The organism is Corynebacterium sp. LK2537 (assembly GCF_040946485.1).
Classification (GTDB): Bacteria; Actinomycetota; Actinomycetes; order Mycobacteriales; family Mycobacteriaceae; genus Corynebacterium.
The window spans coordinates 288,189-303,430 of the sequence record NZ_JAYWLQ010000002.1 but is presented as its reverse complement, the minus strand read 5'-3'; the positions used below and the strand labels follow the sequence as shown (position 1 = coordinate 303,430).

Sequence of the window (15,242 nt, the reverse complement as noted above, 5' to 3'; positions counted from 1 at the left end):
ACACCTCGGCTACGCTAATTTCCATGACGACCCGCCTTGGTATTGACGACGTTCGGCCCGTAATCGACCACGGAAACCTACCCGCCAAAGGAGCAGTCGGTGAGGTCATTCCCGTCACCGCTTTAGTCTGGCGCGAAGGCCACGACGCGGTGGCCGCCAACCTCGTGGTGTACTCGCCTGACGATGCCGCCTTGTCCACCCCCGTGTCCAACACCCGTCTGACCGCCGACCCGGAAGACCAGGACCGCGTCCACGGCGTCTTCGTGCCCGATAGGCCGGGCACCTGGCGCTTCCAGATCCAGGCCTGGTCCGATCCGGTAGCCACCTGGACGAATGCCGTCACCAAGAAACTAGCCGCGGGCCAGTCCGCGGCGGAGCTGGACAACGACCTGCGCCACGGCGCCGATCTCTTCGACCGCGCCGCCATGACCCGTAAGGATTCCGCCTCCCTGTACAAGGAAGCCGCCGAGGCCCTGCGGGATAGCACCCAGGACCTGACCGAGCGGGTGGCACCCGCCCTGTCCGAGGCGGTCTCCCAGGCCCTGGCCGAGCAGCCCCTGCGCGACCTGGTGGTCGAAGACACCGTGCGCGAGGTCTACGTGGAGCGCCAGGCCGCGCTCTACAACTCCTGGTACGAGCTCTTCCCGCGCTCGACCGGCGGCCGCGACGCACACGGCGAGCCCGTCCACGGCACCTTCGCCACGACCGCCCAGGCCCTGGAGCGCGTGGCGGCTATGGGCTTTGACACCGTCTACTTCCCTCCCATCCACCCCATCGGCCAGGTCCACCGCAAGGGCAAGAACAACACCCTGCATGCCGAGTCCGACGACGTCGGCTCGCCCTGGGCGATTGCCGACCACCGGGCCACCCACCCGGAGCTGGGCACCCTGGACGACTTCCGCGCCCTGGTACGCCGCGCCGAGCAGCTAGGCCTCGAGGTCGCCCTGGACTTGGCCCTGCAGTGCTCCCCCGACCACGTCTGGGCCAAAAAGCACCCGGAATACTTCACCGTGCTGGCCGACGGCACCATCGCTTACGCGGAAAACCCGCCCAAGAAGTACCAGGACATCTATCCGCTCAACTTCGACAACGCCCCTGCGGCGCTCTACGCAGAGATCCTGGACGTGGTCTTGTTCTGGGTCGCGGCGGGCGTGAAGACCTTCCGCGTGGATAACCCGCACACCAAGCCGGCGAATTTCTGGGCCTGGATCATCCGCGAGGTCCACCGCGATCACCCAGAGGTCATCTTCCTGGCGGAGGCGTTTACCCGCCCGGCGCGCCTGTTCGGCCTGGCCAAGCTGGGCTTTAGCCAGTCCTATTCCTATTTCACGTGGAAGACCACCAAGGAAGAGCTCACCGAGTTCGCCCAGATGCACGTGGAGCAGGCCGACGTCTGCCGCCCCAATTTCTTCGTCAACACCCCGGACATCCTGCACGCCTCCCTGCAGACCGGCGGGCGGGCCATGTTCGCCATCCGCGCGAGCCTGGCGGCCACCCTGTCGCCTCTGTGGGGTGTCTACTCTGGCTACGAGCTCTACGAGCACCTGCCGGTCGCCCCGGGCAGCGAGGAATACCTGGACTCGGAGAAATACGAGCTGCGCCCGCGCGACTTCCAGGCCGCCGTCAACTCCGGGGACTCCCTGGAGGGCTACCTGCGGCTGCTCAACCAGATCCGGCGGGAGAACCCGGCGCTGCAGCAGCTGCGCGCGCTGCACTTCCACGCCGCCGATAACCCCAGCATCCTGGCCTACTCCAAGGCGGACGCGGTCACCGGCAACGTGGTGCTGGTTATCATCAACCTGGATCCGCGCAACCCGCAGGAGGCCACCGTCGATCTGGACCTGGGCCGCCTGGGGCGCAACCCGGGCGATGTCTTCGCCGTCCAGGACATGGTCACCGGCGCGGCCTACAACTGGTCCGAGCGCAACTTCGTGCGGCTCGAGCCCATGCGGGACGTCGCACATATCTTCCTACTCCCGCCCGCCGAGCCGGACCTGCGCGAGCAGCTGGCCTGGCGAGAAGTCACCGACTACCGCGCCTAAGCCCCAGGTTCTGCTCCCCTGCCACCGGGGCGCATTCACCCTCCAAAACCGAAGGAACTGACGTACAGTCATAGCCATGGATACCAGCCCAGATTTCGAGCCCACCATCGCCGCCGAAGACCTTAGCCGGCTGGACCACTGCCAGCACCACGACCCGCACGGCTTCTACGGCTGGCACGACGGGACGGTGCGCACCCGCCAGCCCGGCGCCGAGACGGTCGAGCTGCTCACCGCGGCCGGGGCCACGCCCATGCGCGCGGTCGGCCACGATATCTTCGAGGCCGAACTGCCCGAGCAACAGGACTACCGCCTGCGGGTGAACTACCCCGGCGGCGCTAACCGCACCGTGGCCGATGGCTATACCTTCCTGCCCACGCTGGGCACGCTGGATCAGCACCTGGTGGCCGAAGGCCGCCACGAGCGCCTCTGGGAGGTCCTGGGCGCCAACCTGAAGGAATACGACACGCCGCTCGGCACCGTCACCGGCACGGCCTTCGCCGTGTGGGCGCCGAATGCGCTGGGCGTGGCCGTGGTGGGCGATTTCTGCGGCTGGAACCCCACCCAGTACCCCATGCGCAGCCTGGGCGCGACCGGCGTGTGGGAGGTCTTCATCCCCGGCGTGGGCGCGGGCGAGCGCTACAAGTTCGCCATCCAGTCCCGGGAGCACGGGCGCATCGACAAGGCCGATCCGCTGGCCAAGGCCACGCTCGCCCCGCCGGAGACCGCCAGCGTCGTCGCCAGCACCAGCTTCAACTGGACCGATGCCGAATGGCTCGCCGCGCGCGACGGCAACCTCGACCAGCCGATGAATATCTACGAGGTCCACGTCGGCTCCTGGAAGATCGGTTCCAACTACGCGACCCTGCGGGCCGAGCTCATCGACTACCTGCTGGAGCACAACTACACCCACGTCGAGTTCCTGCCCGTGGCCGAGCACCCCTTCGGCGGCTCCTGGGGCTACCAGGTCTCCGGCTACTACGCCCCGTCGGCGCGCTGGGGCAGCCCCGACGAGCTGCGCGCGCTTATCGATGCCTGCCACCGCGCCGGCATCGGCGTCATCATCGACTGGGTGCCCGCCCACTTCCCCAAGGACGAATTCTCCCTCGGGCGCTTCGACGGCCGCCCCTGCTACGAGCACCCCGACCCGCGCCGCGGGGAGCAGGCGGACTGGGGCACCTACGTCTTCGACTTCGGCCGCAACGAGGTCCGCAACTTCCTGGTGGCCAACGCCCTCTACTGGGCCGAGGAATTCCACGTCGATGGCCTGCGCGTCGACGCGGTGGCCTCCATGCTCTACCTGGACTACTCCCGCGACGACTGGCTGCCGAACGTGCACGGCGGCCGGGAGAACCTCGAGGCCGTTCGCCTCCTGCAGGAAACCAACGCCACCGTCCACCGGGTCAGCCCCGGCATCCTGACCATCGCGGAGGAATCCACCTCCTGGCCGGGCGTGACCGCCCCCACCGAACACGGCGGCCTGGGCTTCGACCTGAAGTGGAACATGGGCTGGATGAACGACACCCTGGAATACTTCGGCCGCGATCCCATCTACCGCAGCCATCACCATCACGAGATCACCTTCTCGATGGTCTACGCCTACTCCGAGCGCTACGTCCTGCCGTTTAGCCACGACGAGGTCGTCCACGGCAAGGGCACGCTGTGGACGCGGATGCCCGGCGACGACTGGAACAAGGCCGCCGGGGTGCGCACGCTCTTTGGCTACATGTACTCGCACCCGGGCAAGAACCTTTTGTTCATGGGCGACGAATTCGGCCAGGTCACCGAGTGGTCGGAGGGCTCCTCCGTGGACTGGGCCAACCTGGAAGGCTGGGGTCACGAATACCACCAGGGCATTAAGCGCCTAGCCCGCGATATCGGCGCGATCTACCGTGACACCCCGGCGCTGTGGGACCAGGACTTCGATCCGGCCGGCTTCCAGTGGGTCGCCGGCGACGACGCCGCCCACAATGTGCTCGGCTACCTGCGGTACTCGCGCGAGGGCCAGACCCTGCTCGCGGTGGTCAACCTCGCGGGCAGCTCCCACCCGGACTACGAGCTGTGGGTGCCGCACGCCGGCGCCTGGGAGATGGTGCTCAACACCGACGACGGCGTCTACTCCGGGGCCGCCAACGACCTGCCACGCCACGTGGAGACGCTTCGCCGCGACGGCAACGACTTCCTGCGGGTCCTGCTGCCGGCCAATTCGGTGCAGTGGTACCTCTACCGCGGCACTGAGTCTTAAACCCGGGCCCTCACCCCGGGGCCCGGGTGCAGGCCGCGCTAGTACAGGGCGCTGGCCAGCTGGGTGCGGGCGGACAGCACGCGCGGATCGGCGGCGTCGAAGAGCCCGAAAAGCTCCAGGAGGCGCTCCTTGAGGCGATCCTTGTCCTCGCCGGCGGTTCGCCGCATCCCCTCGATAAGCCGCTCGAAGGCGGCCTCCGGGCGGCCCGCGACGACGTCCGCGTCGGCGGCGTTGAGCTGGGCGTCGATATCATCCGGGTGCGCGTCGGCCTGGCTGATGTGGTCGACACCCTGGCCGGCCGCCGACAGGCGCTTGAGCAGCAGCGTGGTATCCCGCGCCTGCTTGATCTCCTGGTTGCCCGGCTCCTCGGCCAGGATGGACTCGTAGGTGGCAATCGCGCCGTCGAAGTCGCCGTTGTTGAGCTGCTCTTCCGCTGCGGTCAGGCGGGAATCCTCGGCCGGGGCGGCCTCCTCTTCCCCCGCCGGCGCCTGGCCGGCCTGGCCGACCTGGGCGGCCTGCAGCTCGGGGCCCGGGCCCTGCAGCTGCGGGGAGACCTGCTGGACCAGGGCGTCCACCCACTGCTCGAGGGCCGCCATCGGCTGGGAGCCCTCGAAGTCAGTCAGTGGCTGGCCCGCGCCGAGTGCGATGGTCGTCGGCAGGTTGCGCACGCCAAAGACCTGCGCGATCTGCGGGTGTTGGTCGGCGTCGATATAGCCCACCAGGAACTTGAATCCGCCGCGCTCCGCCAGCTGGCGCAGGTTGGACTTGAGTTCTTCCGACTGCGTGGAGCGCGCGGTGCCGATAAGCGCCACGACCGGCACCTCCAGGGAGCGGCGTACCAGCTCGGCCTCGAAGTTGGCCTCGGTCACCTCGAAGAAAGCGCGCAGGCCGGCGCCCGCACCAGCTGGCATTGCGCCCTGGCCGGGCGTCTGCGCAGCTTGCTTTTCGGCCTGGGCGCGCGCCTCGGCGCGGGCCTTGACCTCGCCCAGGTCCAGGGCGCCGGCCACCTGCGGGCCACGGGGGTTCGTCATACTAGTCCTTTCTTGGCTGTTTTCGGCTGCTTCGCAACCGGCTGCTAGTTCTGGTTCAGGCGGCGGTTGACGGACTCGACCTTCTGGGTCAGCTGCCCGGTGTGCCCTTCGCGGATATCCGCCTTAATAACCAGCGAAGTGCGCGGGGAGACGGCGCGAACGGCATCGGTAGCGCGCTTGATGACGTCGAAGACCTCGTCCCACTCGCCCTCGATGAGCGTGAACATGGCGTTGGTCTCGTTCGGCAGGCCGGATTCGCGGACCACGCGCACGGCCTCCGTGACGGCGTCGGCCATCTCGGCGTCCGGGGTATCAACAACTGCGGGGGCTACGGAAAAGGCAACAATCATGCCCGCCATCCTACTCGTCGGAAGCTTTACAGTGGGCCGTTAAAGGCGGTCCCAGCACCCGCGGTGCCAGTGCCGTCTGTCATCGGCCTGGCCGCCGGCGTCCTTCGGCCACGCCACCACGTGGGCGACCCCGGGGAAGATGCTCTGGTTGCAGCCCGGGCACACATAGGTCTTTACTGCCCGCGCCGCGCCGATCTGGCGCACGACGTAGGGCTGGCCGAAGCTCCAGCGCGGGCCCTCCTGGACCTGGGCGCCGTAGAAGCCAGCGCCGTCGGCGGGCAGCTTGCGCGGGGCCGAGCGCTGGCGGCGGTTGCGTCGCGGCACGTCTTACCTCCTTCGAGACTTATCGCTTCGCCTGGTTAACGCGCGTTAAAACAGCCGCAGCTCGTTCGACTCGATGCCACGTAGGTCCTGGTAGTCCAGGATGACGCAGCGGATGCCGCGGTCCTCGGCCAGGGTGCGGGCCTGGGGCTTGATCTCCTGGGCCGCGAAAACGCCGTGGACCGGGGCCAGCAGGTCGTCGCGGTTGAGCAGGTCCAGGTAGCGGGTCAGCTGCTCCACGCCATCGATGCCGCCGCGGCGCTTGACCTCGACTGCCACGTGCTCCCGGTTGTTATCGAGCGCCATGATGTCGACCGGTCCGATGGCGGTCGGATACTCGCGGCGGATGAGGCTGTAGCCCTCCCCCAACGTCGTGATGTGCTCGGCGAGCAGCTCCTGCAGGTGGGCCTCCACGCCGTCTTTGACCAGGCCCGGATCCTCGCCCAGCTCGACCTCGATGTCCTGGTGCACCTTCGCGATGGTGATGCGCAGCTGCTCTCCCTTCGGGTTTTCCACCAGCCAGAGGGTGTCGCCGGTCGGCTCGCCGTCGATGTCCTCGATGGCCGATTCCGTCACCGTGCACGGCGGGGTCATCCAGTTCAGGGGCTTGTAGGCGCGGTCGTCGGCGTGGATTGAGACCGAGCCGTCCGCCTTGAGCAACAACAGGCGGTCTGCCAGCGGGAGGTGGGCATCAACGCGGCCGACGTAGTCGACGCTGCAGGAGGCGATTACTAAACGCATGGCTACCACCCTATCGCCTCGGCGCCGCACCACCCCACACCAGGCAGGGCGGAAGCCGCCGAGATACGCAAAAACCGCCCGGAACAGCGGGCGGGGCCGAGAAAATCCCGGCGCCTATTCGTAGTAGGACTGCCAGCTAGCGATGTCGTGCGGCAGGTTCGTGCGCAGCGGGCGTTCCATCTTCTTGCGCATCTGGTGGAAATCGCGGCTTTCCTGCCGCTGGGAGGGCGCGGCCTCGACCCAGGCGGAAAACGCCATGTGCGCGTGCGGGGCAAGAGCCAATTCGTACTGCTGGTTGCGCACGATGATGTGGACGGCCTTCATGCCGGAAGAAATAAAAACCGCCTCTTCATCGTCCAAGGCGCGGGTGCCCAAGATTTCGATGTCGCGGCGGTTAAAACGGCGGTCACAGCTGGGAGAGACAGAGCGCAGCTCGTAGTACTCCACAAACTCCCCGGCGTAGGAAATGACACCATGGCGCCAACCTCGGGTGTCTTTAGCAGGGACAGAACGCATCAACATCGGCGTTCCCTTGGAGCGCAACGTGAAAAAGCGGACCGCGGCCAGGAGAACGACGCAGACCACGAGGGCGACCACGACCCAGAGGACAACAGTAACCACGGTCGAGCTCATAACCTCTCACCTTCCCTGCAAAACGTGTTTGGCGTGGGTGCCACAAGTGATGATCCGAGTCTAGTCGGTATCCCGCAGAAAGTGCTAATACAAAAGGCCGCATAAAAACGACAAAGCGCCTGTAAGCAGTTCCTTTTGTAGAGGAACACTTACAGGCGCTTAGCCTTAAATGACGAGAGTAGAAAGGCGGCAGTTGCTGCCCCTTTACGTGCGTTTGCGCACGCTACTTTTCCTGCGAGCGGCGCAGGGCGCGAAGCCCGGCCTCGCCGCGGGACTGTACGATCTGGTCGTCGGACTTGGCATCTTCCTGAGCCTGCGAGCTATCGACCTCGTCAGCCCAGACGGCCCAGTCGGCCAAGACGGTCACCTTTTCATCAGTCACCGACAGGAAGCCACCCTGGACGGCGGCGAAGCGACGCTCGCCGTCCACCGGGCGGAAGGTCACGACGCCGTTCTCGACCAGCTGGCCGATCATAGCCTCGTGGCCCGGAAGCACGCCGATCTCACCCTCGGTCGTTTCCGCGGTCAGGATGCTTGCCTTACCGGTCCACAGCAACCGCTCCGGGGTAACGAGTTCTACGGTGATGTCAGCCATGTGCCTCTCCCTACTTCTCGGTCATCTTCTTGTACGCAGCCTCGACGTCGTCCAAGCCACCCAGGCCGTTGAAGGCCTGCTCCGGGTAGTGGTCGAATTCGCCGTTGCAGATGCGCTCGAAGGCGTCGATGGTCTCCGACAGCGGGACGTAGGAGCCCGGCAGGCCGGTGAACTTCTCTGCGACGAAGAAGTTCTGGCCCAGGAAGCGCTCCAGACGACGGGCACGCTGCACCGTCAGCTTGTCCTCCTCGGACAGCTCGTCCATACCCAGGATGGCGATGATGTCCTGCAGCTCCTTGTTCTTCTGCAGAATACCGATAACGCGCTGGGCGATGGCGTAGTGGCGCTCGCCGACGATACCCGGCTCAAGGATACGAGAGGTAGAGGTCAGCGGGTTCACTGCCGGGTAGATACCCTTCGAGGCGATGGAGCGGTCCAGCTCGGTGGTCGCATCCAGGTGGGCGAAGGTGGTCGCCGGTGCCGGGTCGGTGTAGTCATCCGCCGGCACGTAGACGGCCTGCAGCGAGGTAATCGACTTACCCTTGGTGGAGGTAATGCGCTCCTGCAGCACGCCCATCTCGTCCGCCAGGGTGGGCTGGTAGCCCACGGCCGAAGGCATACGACCCAGCAGGGTCGAAACCTCGGAACCAGCCTGGGTGAAACGGAAGATGTTGTCGATGAACAGCAGCACGTCCTGGTTCTGCACATCGCGGAAGTACTCCGCCATGGTCAGGCCGGACAGAGCCACGCGCATACGGACTCCCGGCGGCTCATCCATCTGGCCGAAGACCAGGGCGGTGTCTTGCAGCACGCCCATCTCTTCCATTTCCAGGAACAGGTCGGTGCCCTCACGGGTACGCTCGCCGACGCCGGCGAACACGGAGGTACCGGAGAACTCGCGAGCAATACGAGTAATCATTTCCTGGATCAGAACGGTCTTGCCCACGCCGGCGCCGCCGAACAGGCCGATCTTGCCGCCCTTAACGTACGGGGTCAGCAGGTCGATGACCTTAATGCCGGTCTCGAGGATCTCAGTCTTGCCCTCGAGCTGGTCGAATGCCGGCGGCTCGCGGTGGATGCCCCACTGTTCACCGTCGCGGCCCAGGCCCGGCTCGTCCAGGCAGTCGCCCAGAGCGTTGAAGACGTGGCCCTTGACGACGTCACCAACCGGCACCGAAATCGGGTTGCCGGAGTCGGTCACGGTAGCGCCGCGGACGAGGCCGTCCGTCGGAGCCATGGACACGGTACGGACAAGGTTGTCACCGAGGTGCTGAGCGACCTCCAGGGTGACGGTCTTAGCAACAGCCTCGAGCTCAATCTCGACGGTCAGTGCGTTATACAGTGCCGGCATTGCGCCGCGCGGGAATTCCACGTCGACGACCGGACCGATGACACGCACCACACGGCCGGCGGCAGCCGACGACTGTGTGTTCTGCTCTTGCAGAGCTGTAGTCATAATCTAGTCACTTTCTGCGCTTTCGGCGAGCGCGCCAGCGCCACCGACGATCTCTGTAATTTCCTGGGTAATCTGCGCCTGACGGGCCTGGTTGGCCACGCGGGACAGGTCCTTGACCAGGTCCGTCGCGTTGTCAGTTGCAGACTTCATGGCGGTACGACGAGCCGCGGACTCGGAAGCAGAAGCCTCCAAGAACATTGCGAACAGGGTGCGGGAGACATACTGCGGAAGCAGGGCTTCCAACAGGCTGTCCGCGTCCGGTTCGAAATCGAAGTCCGAGCTCAGTTCCTCAGTGTTCCCGCTATCGGAGAGCGCCGACTCACCCTGGTTGAGTTCCACCGTATCAATGACCGGCTCGATGGGCAGCAGCTGCTGCGCGCGAGCGGTCTGCGTCAGCATGGACTCGAACTCGGTGTAGACGACGTGCACCTGGTCGAAGCCGCGGACCGGCTGGCCCTCGCCCTCGGCGTGCAGGCCCGCGCGGGCCTTGGTGGTGCCTTCGGAACCAGCGATGAACCCTTCCACGATGTGGTGGCGGACGTCGTGCGTCTCGTCCCACGTCGGGTCCTGGGAAAAGCCGGACCAGCTGCCGACCACTTCTTCCTCACGGAACTGGTAGTAGCCCACGCCCTTGTTGCCAGTGACGTAGCGGGCTACCTCGTAGCCCTCCTTCTTGAGGAGAGCTTCCAGTTCGGCGGCCTTCTTAAACACGTTGTTGTTGTAGCCACCGCACATACCGCGGTCGGAAGAAACAACCAGCACGGCCGCGACCTTGGCGTTGTCGCGCTGTCGCAGCATCGGGTGATCCAGCGAGCTGGCGGCCGCCAGGCGGTTCATCACTGCGTTGAGCTCCTGAGCGTAGGGCACGGATGCCTCCACTCGGGCCTGCGCCTTGGTAATGCGCGAGGTAGCGATGAGCTCCTGAGCCTTGGTGATCTTCTTAGTGGAGTTGACGGACCGGATACGGTCGCGCAATTCACGAAGAGTTGCCATGGTTTACTTTCCTCCCTTCTTAATCAATCGACTTGTGTGTCCTCGTAAGCGCGAGCCTACTTGGAAGCCTTTCGGGAGACGTTGAGCTCGGTCTTCTTAACCTCGTCAGCATCGAGCGGCTCGACCTCAGCCTCGGAGCCCAGGTTGTGGCCCTCGGTGGTGCGGAAGGTCGGAGTGAAGTCCTTGGCCGCGGAGACCAGAGCCTCCTTGGACTCGTCGGTGAACGGAACGCCGCCGGCGATCTGCTCGTAGACCTGCGGGGTGTTCGCCTGCAGGTACTCGTGCACCTCAGTCTCGAAGCGACGCACATCTTCGACGGGAACGACGTCGAAGATGCCCTGGTCTGCCAGGAAGATGGACACCATCTGGTATTCCACCGGCTGCGGGGAAGACTCGCTCTGCTTCAGCAGCTCGACCAGGCGCTGACCGCGCTCCAGCTGAGCCTTGGAAGCCGAGTCCAGATCGGAAGCGAACGCAGCGAACGCCTCCAGGTCACGGTACGCAGCCAGGTCCAGACGCAGGTTACCGGCAACCTTCTTCATACCCTTGGTCTGCGCGGCGCCACCGACACGGGAGACGGAGACACCGACGTTAATAGCCGGGCGCACACCTTGGTTGAACAGGTCGGACTCCAGGAAGACCTGGCCGTCGGTAATGGAAATGACGTTGGTCGGAATGAACGCGCCCACGTCGTTTGCCTTAGTCTCGATGATCGGCAATGCGGTCATCGAGCCAGAGCCCATGTCGTCGGAGAGCTTAGCGGCACGCTCCAGCAGGCGGGAGTGCAGGTAGAACACATCGCCCGGGTATGCCTCGCGTCCCGGCGGACGGCGCAGCAGCAGGGAGATGGCACGGTAGGCCTCGGCCTGCTTGGTCAGGTCGTCGTAGATAACCAGGACGTGGTTGCCCTGGTACATCCAGTGCTGGCCCAGAGCGGCACCGGAGAACGGTGCCAGCCACTTGAAGCCGGCGGAATCAGAAGCAGGGGCAGCCACGATGGTGGTGTAGTCCAGCGCACCGTGATCGGCCAGGGTCTGGCGCACACCAGCGATGGTGGAACCCTTCTGACCGATGGCCACGTAGATACAACGGACCTGCTTGTTCTTGTCGCCAGATTCCCAGTTGGCCTTCTGGTTCAGGATGGTGTCGATGCAGACCGCCGTCTTACCGGTCTTACGGTCACCAATGATCAGCTGGCGCTGACCGCGACCGATCGGGGTCATGGCGTCAATAGCCTTGATACCCGTCTGCATCGGCTCTTCGACCGGCTGGCGCTGCAGCACGGACGGTGCCTGCAGCTCGAGGGCGCGGTCTTCTTCGCTCTCGATCGGGCCCATGCCGTCAATCGGCTGGCCCAGCGGGTTGATAACGCGGCCGAGGAAGCCCTCGCCCACGGGAATGGAGAGGACCTCTCCAGTTCGCGTAACCTCGTCGCCCTCCTTGAGGGCCTCAAAATTACCCAGCACCACAACGCCGATGGAATTGGTGTCCAGGTTCTGTGCAACGCCGATTACGCCGCCAGGGAACTCGAGCAGCTCATTCGCCATAACAGACGGCAGGCCAGAAACCTGTGCAATACCGTCAGCTGCCGAAATGACCACGCCGACCTCCTCACGGGAGGCCTCCGCGGAGTAGCTCGAGGTGTAGTTCGCAATCGCGCTACGGATCTCATCGGAGGAGATCGTCAGCTCCGCCATGTTCTTCCTACTCTCGGTAGTATCGTCCAGCAATTACTTAAAGTTTGTGTCGTAGTCTTCACGTAGTGACCGTCAACGACTTTACTTGGTCATCGCGGTGCGCAGGCGGGCAATCTTGCCCGCCGTGGAACCGTCGATGACCTCGTCGCCGACACGAATAGTCATGCCACCGAGGAGGCTGGTGTCAACCTCAGAGTGGATGGACATCGCACGACCATAAATCTTGCCCAGCTTCTCAGCGAGTACTGCCTGCTGGCCTTCGTTCAACTCACCCGCGCTGACCACGTGTGCGACCTCGCGTCCCTGCAGCTCGGCTGCGAGCGACGCCAGATTGGCAACGTCGTCGATCGGGTTCTGCTCCGGGCGTCCGATGGCCTGCAGCGCGAGCGCCTCAGTGAACATCGTGACCTTGCCGTAGAGCACGTTAGCCAGCAGCCCGCGCTTCTTGGCGGACTTGGCAGTGCGGTCGGAAAGCAGCTGGGTCAGCTCGCCCTCGCGGTCCAGGATGCGCGACAGGCGGAAGAGCTCGTCTTCCACCTGGCCGAGCTTCCCCTCGGACTCTGCGCCGCGCAGAAGGGAACGCCGGCCCAGGGCCACCAGGCCCCGAACCAGGTCCCGGCCCGAAGACCACTTGGCGGAGGCAGCCGCTTCCAGCACCTGCTGGGTGCTGGGGGCCACCTTGCCGCCGAAGAGGTCAGCGACCAGCTTCTTGCGGGTGTCTTCCGAAGCCGCGGCGTCGGACAGGTTGGCGCGCAGTTCGCGCTCCCCGTCCAGCACGTCAACAACTTCGAAGAGTTCGAGGCCGGTTTGAGCGGCAACCGCTACGGCGGTGGACTCGCCCAGGATCTTATCCAGGGTCGACTCCACACCGGCGAGTGCTTCGCGGCTAGCTGCCTTCATAGCCTCCTACTTTCCGGCCGGTGCCACAGTGTCGAGCTCGGACAAGAAGTTATCAATGGTGGAAGACTGCTTGGCGGAGTCAGAAAGCTCGCCGCCCAACAGCTTCTCAGCCAGGTTGATGGAGTTTTGTCCGATGTCGGAACGCAGATCGGAGATGACCTGGGTGCGGGAAGCCTGCAGCTGCTTTTCGCCATTGGCGATAATGCGGCGGGACTCCTCCTCGGCCTTCTCCTTGGCTTCGGCCTCGATCTGCTTGCCACGCTCGCGCGCCTGCTCGCGGATCTCGGCTGCCTCTGCACGGGCATCTGCCAACTGCGCGTTGTACTTCTCGAGGGCTGCCTTGGCCTCGGCCTGCTGGGCCTCGGCGCGCTTCAGGCCACCCTCAATCCGGTCCTCACGCTCTTGCAACAGCTCCTGGAACTTCGGAAGAACGAACTTCCAAAAGACCAAGAGGATGATGATGAACGGGATCAGAGACCAGACGATGTCATAGAGCTTGGGCAGGAGGATGGAGTTGCCGCCCTCCATAGGCAGCTCCTCGCCCTCCGCCGCAAGGTAGTAAAAGACGTTGTTCATAAGTCTCCAGTCTTAAAAGGGGTTTGTGTGTAAAACGCGCGCTTTTAGAACAGGAATCCAGCGACGAGGCCGATCAGGGCCAGGGCCTCAACGAAGGCGATACCCAGGAACATGGTGGTACGCAGCTGGCCAGCCATCTCCGGCTGACGTGCCATGCCCTCGACGGTCTTGCCGACGAGGATGCCGATGCCCAGGCCCGGGCCGATGGTGGCGATGCCGTAGCCGATGGCGCCAAGACCGTGGATCGAGGACTCTGCTGCCTGAGCCAAGATGATGTCGTTCATGTGAAAGTCGTTCCCTTTCGAATGTTTCCCCGCCAGCGCTTTGCCGGCGAAGGCGGTGGTGGTTTGATGTGGGGTTATTCAGTTGGCCGCGTCGTTCGCGCGTGTTTAATGCGAATCTGCGTGCAGTGACAGTTCGATGTATACAGCGGTCAGCAGGGCGAAGATGTACGCCTGCAGGAAGATGATGATGATCTCGTATACGGTGAACAAAACCGCTGCAATCAGAGTCACACCAGACATCGCGGTCCAGCCATTCAGCTGCCAGAAGAAGAAGTTGGTAGCCGAGTACAGCAGGACCAAGATGATGTGGCCGGCCAGGAAGTTCGCCATAAGACGCAAGGCCAGCGTGACAGGACGCAAGATGAACGTCGAGAAGAACTCGATCGGCACAACCAGCAAGTGCAGAGCCGGCGGCAGGTTAGGAATAACCACCGACGACTTCAGGAACTTGCCGAAGCCATAGCGCTTTGCACCGGCGTAAATCATCGCGATATACGCCACGATGGCCAGCACGATGGGCATGCCGATACGGGCATTCGCCGAAATATTCAGGCCTGGGATGATTGTCGAGACGTTCCAAAACAGAATGCCGAAGAAGATGGACGCCAAGATCGGCAGGAACCGACGGCCTTCCTTCTTCCCCAAGATGTCTTCTGCGATGTGAACGCGGACGAAATCCAGCCCGTATTCCGCAACGTTCTGCAAACCCTTCGGAACCAGCTTCGGGTTCCGGAAGGCGACTACAAACAGGATCACCAAGATGGCCGCCATGAGCAGGCGGACCAGCATCAAGCGATCCAGCGCGAACGGTGTATCCGCAAAAAGGATATGGCCGTAATATTGCCCCGGGAAAAATTCTGGATCCAGTTCGGGTGCGTGAAAGCTTCCCTTCATGGCCAATGTCGTAACGCTCAGCGTTCTCTCCCGTGTTCGGGCCGTATGAGTGTCGAATTCATACGGTGCGATGGACGTCTCAAACTCTCTGCCGCAACAACGGACTCCGTCGCACATCAGCGATGCTGCAGCAGGGATTCACCGCAACGGACTATAAGGCGTTGCAGTCCGTCACTCACAGACTGCGGACCCTAGATCCGCGGTAACCCGCAGGAAATTCTAGCAGCTTGTTATTGAAATTTCGCACGCGGGGGGCCAGTTTGTGCAAGTAGCTGGCAGGAAACCCGAACAATTGCTCCACTCTCGCCCCAAAACTGCCCGTTCCCACTGAAAACCCAGGCGGGTAAGGTTAATCACAGCCTTATGCTGTGATGCCCCGCGGGGGTGACAAATACCTGCTAAACACACCCCCGAAGCCCCCACACGGAGCCCTCTCGTTTGGCCCGGGACGACAAAGCGCCCGGGAAGCATTACTTCCCGGGCACTA

General features: G+C 64.1%; 15 protein-coding genes. 2 read left to right on the top strand and 13 right to left on the bottom strand.

Annotated features, from left to right (window positions below; genetic code table 11):
- Nucleotides 1–23: 23 nt before the first annotated feature.
- Both VVS03_RS04285 and glgB read left to right on the top strand, forming a co-directional pair.
- Nucleotides 24–2,042, top strand: a complete 2,019-nt coding sequence (locus tag VVS03_RS04285; RefSeq protein ID WP_368534617.1) for a maltotransferase domain-containing protein — start codon at nt 24–26, stop codon at nt 2,040–2,042.
- Between the two features lie 76 nt (nt 2,043–2,118).
- On the top strand, nt 2,119–4,284 hold the full coding sequence (gene glgB, locus VVS03_RS04280) for a 1,4-alpha-glucan branching protein GlgB (protein WP_368519684.1): 2,166 nt from the start codon (nt 2,119–2,121) through the stop codon (nt 4,282–4,284).
- A gap of 38 nt (nt 4,285–4,322) precedes the next feature.
- Here the strand turns inward: glgB and VVS03_RS04275 are convergent, their stop codons facing one another.
- From VVS03_RS04275 to atpB, 13 genes are all read right to left on the bottom strand, one after another.
- Nucleotides 4,323–5,315 carry a co-chaperone YbbN gene (locus tag VVS03_RS04275; RefSeq protein WP_368534616.1) on the bottom strand — a complete coding sequence of 331 codons (993 nt, stop codon included), beginning with the start codon at nt 5,313–5,315 and terminating at the stop codon, nt 4,323–4,325.
- 44 nt (nt 5,316–5,359) lie between these two features.
- Complete coding sequence (locus tag VVS03_RS04270) at nt 5,360–5,665, bottom strand: thiamine-binding protein (protein WP_070768999.1); 306 nt, start codon at nt 5,663–5,665, stop codon at nt 5,360–5,362.
- A 39-nt stretch (nt 5,666–5,704) separates the two neighbouring features.
- The gene (locus tag VVS03_RS04265; RefSeq protein WP_368534615.1) at nt 5,705–5,989 is read right to left on the bottom strand and encodes a hypothetical protein; all 285 of its coding nucleotides are present in this window, start codon (nt 5,987–5,989) and stop codon (nt 5,705–5,707) included.
- Between the two features lie 45 nt (nt 5,990–6,034).
- Nucleotides 6,035–6,727 (bottom strand): endonuclease NucS, encoded by a 693-nt coding sequence (nucS, locus tag VVS03_RS04260; protein ID WP_368519682.1) that lies wholly within the window; start codon nt 6,725–6,727, stop codon nt 6,035–6,037.
- Between the two features lie 114 nt (nt 6,728–6,841).
- Nucleotides 6,842–7,360 carry a DUF2550 domain-containing protein gene (locus tag VVS03_RS04255; protein WP_368519681.1) on the bottom strand — a complete coding sequence of 173 codons (519 nt, stop codon included), beginning with the start codon at nt 7,358–7,360 and terminating at the stop codon, nt 6,842–6,844.
- Nucleotides 7,361–7,583: 223 nt separating this feature from the next.
- The gene (locus VVS03_RS04250; RefSeq protein WP_368534614.1) at nt 7,584–7,955 is read right to left on the bottom strand and encodes a F0F1 ATP synthase subunit epsilon; all 372 of its coding nucleotides are present in this window, start codon (nt 7,953–7,955) and stop codon (nt 7,584–7,586) included.
- Nucleotides 7,956–7,965: 10 nt separating this feature from the next.
- Nucleotides 7,966–9,411, bottom strand: a complete 1,446-nt coding sequence (gene atpD, locus VVS03_RS04245) for a F0F1 ATP synthase subunit beta (RefSeq protein ID WP_070769004.1) — start codon at nt 9,409–9,411, stop codon at nt 7,966–7,968.
- A 3-nt stretch (nt 9,412–9,414) separates the two neighbouring features.
- Nucleotides 9,415–10,404 carry a F0F1 ATP synthase subunit gamma gene (locus tag VVS03_RS04240; RefSeq protein WP_368534089.1) on the bottom strand — a complete coding sequence of 330 codons (990 nt, stop codon included), beginning with the start codon at nt 10,402–10,404 and terminating at the stop codon, nt 9,415–9,417.
- 56 nt (nt 10,405–10,460) lie between these two features.
- Nucleotides 10,461–12,101 (bottom strand): F0F1 ATP synthase subunit alpha, encoded by a 1,641-nt coding sequence (gene atpA / locus VVS03_RS04235; RefSeq protein ID WP_368534090.1) that lies wholly within the window; start codon nt 12,099–12,101, stop codon nt 10,461–10,463.
- An 81-nt stretch (nt 12,102–12,182) separates the two neighbouring features.
- Nucleotides 12,183–13,001, bottom strand: coding sequence for a F0F1 ATP synthase subunit delta (locus VVS03_RS04230; protein WP_368534091.1), 819 nt, complete (start codon nt 12,999–13,001; stop codon nt 12,183–12,185).
- Nucleotides 13,002–13,007: 6 nt separating this feature from the next.
- Nucleotides 13,008–13,577, bottom strand: a complete 570-nt coding sequence (locus VVS03_RS04225; RefSeq protein WP_368519677.1) for a F0F1 ATP synthase subunit B — start codon at nt 13,575–13,577, stop codon at nt 13,008–13,010.
- A 44-nt stretch (nt 13,578–13,621) separates the two neighbouring features.
- Complete coding sequence (locus tag VVS03_RS04220) at nt 13,622–13,861, bottom strand: ATP synthase F0 subunit C (RefSeq protein ID WP_290225885.1); 240 nt, start codon at nt 13,859–13,861, stop codon at nt 13,622–13,624.
- Nucleotides 13,862–13,966: 105 nt separating this feature from the next.
- Nucleotides 13,967–14,755 (bottom strand): F0F1 ATP synthase subunit A, encoded by a 789-nt coding sequence (atpB, locus tag VVS03_RS04215; protein WP_290225883.1) that lies wholly within the window; start codon nt 14,753–14,755, stop codon nt 13,967–13,969.
- Nucleotides 14,756–15,242: the final 487 nt, after the last annotated feature.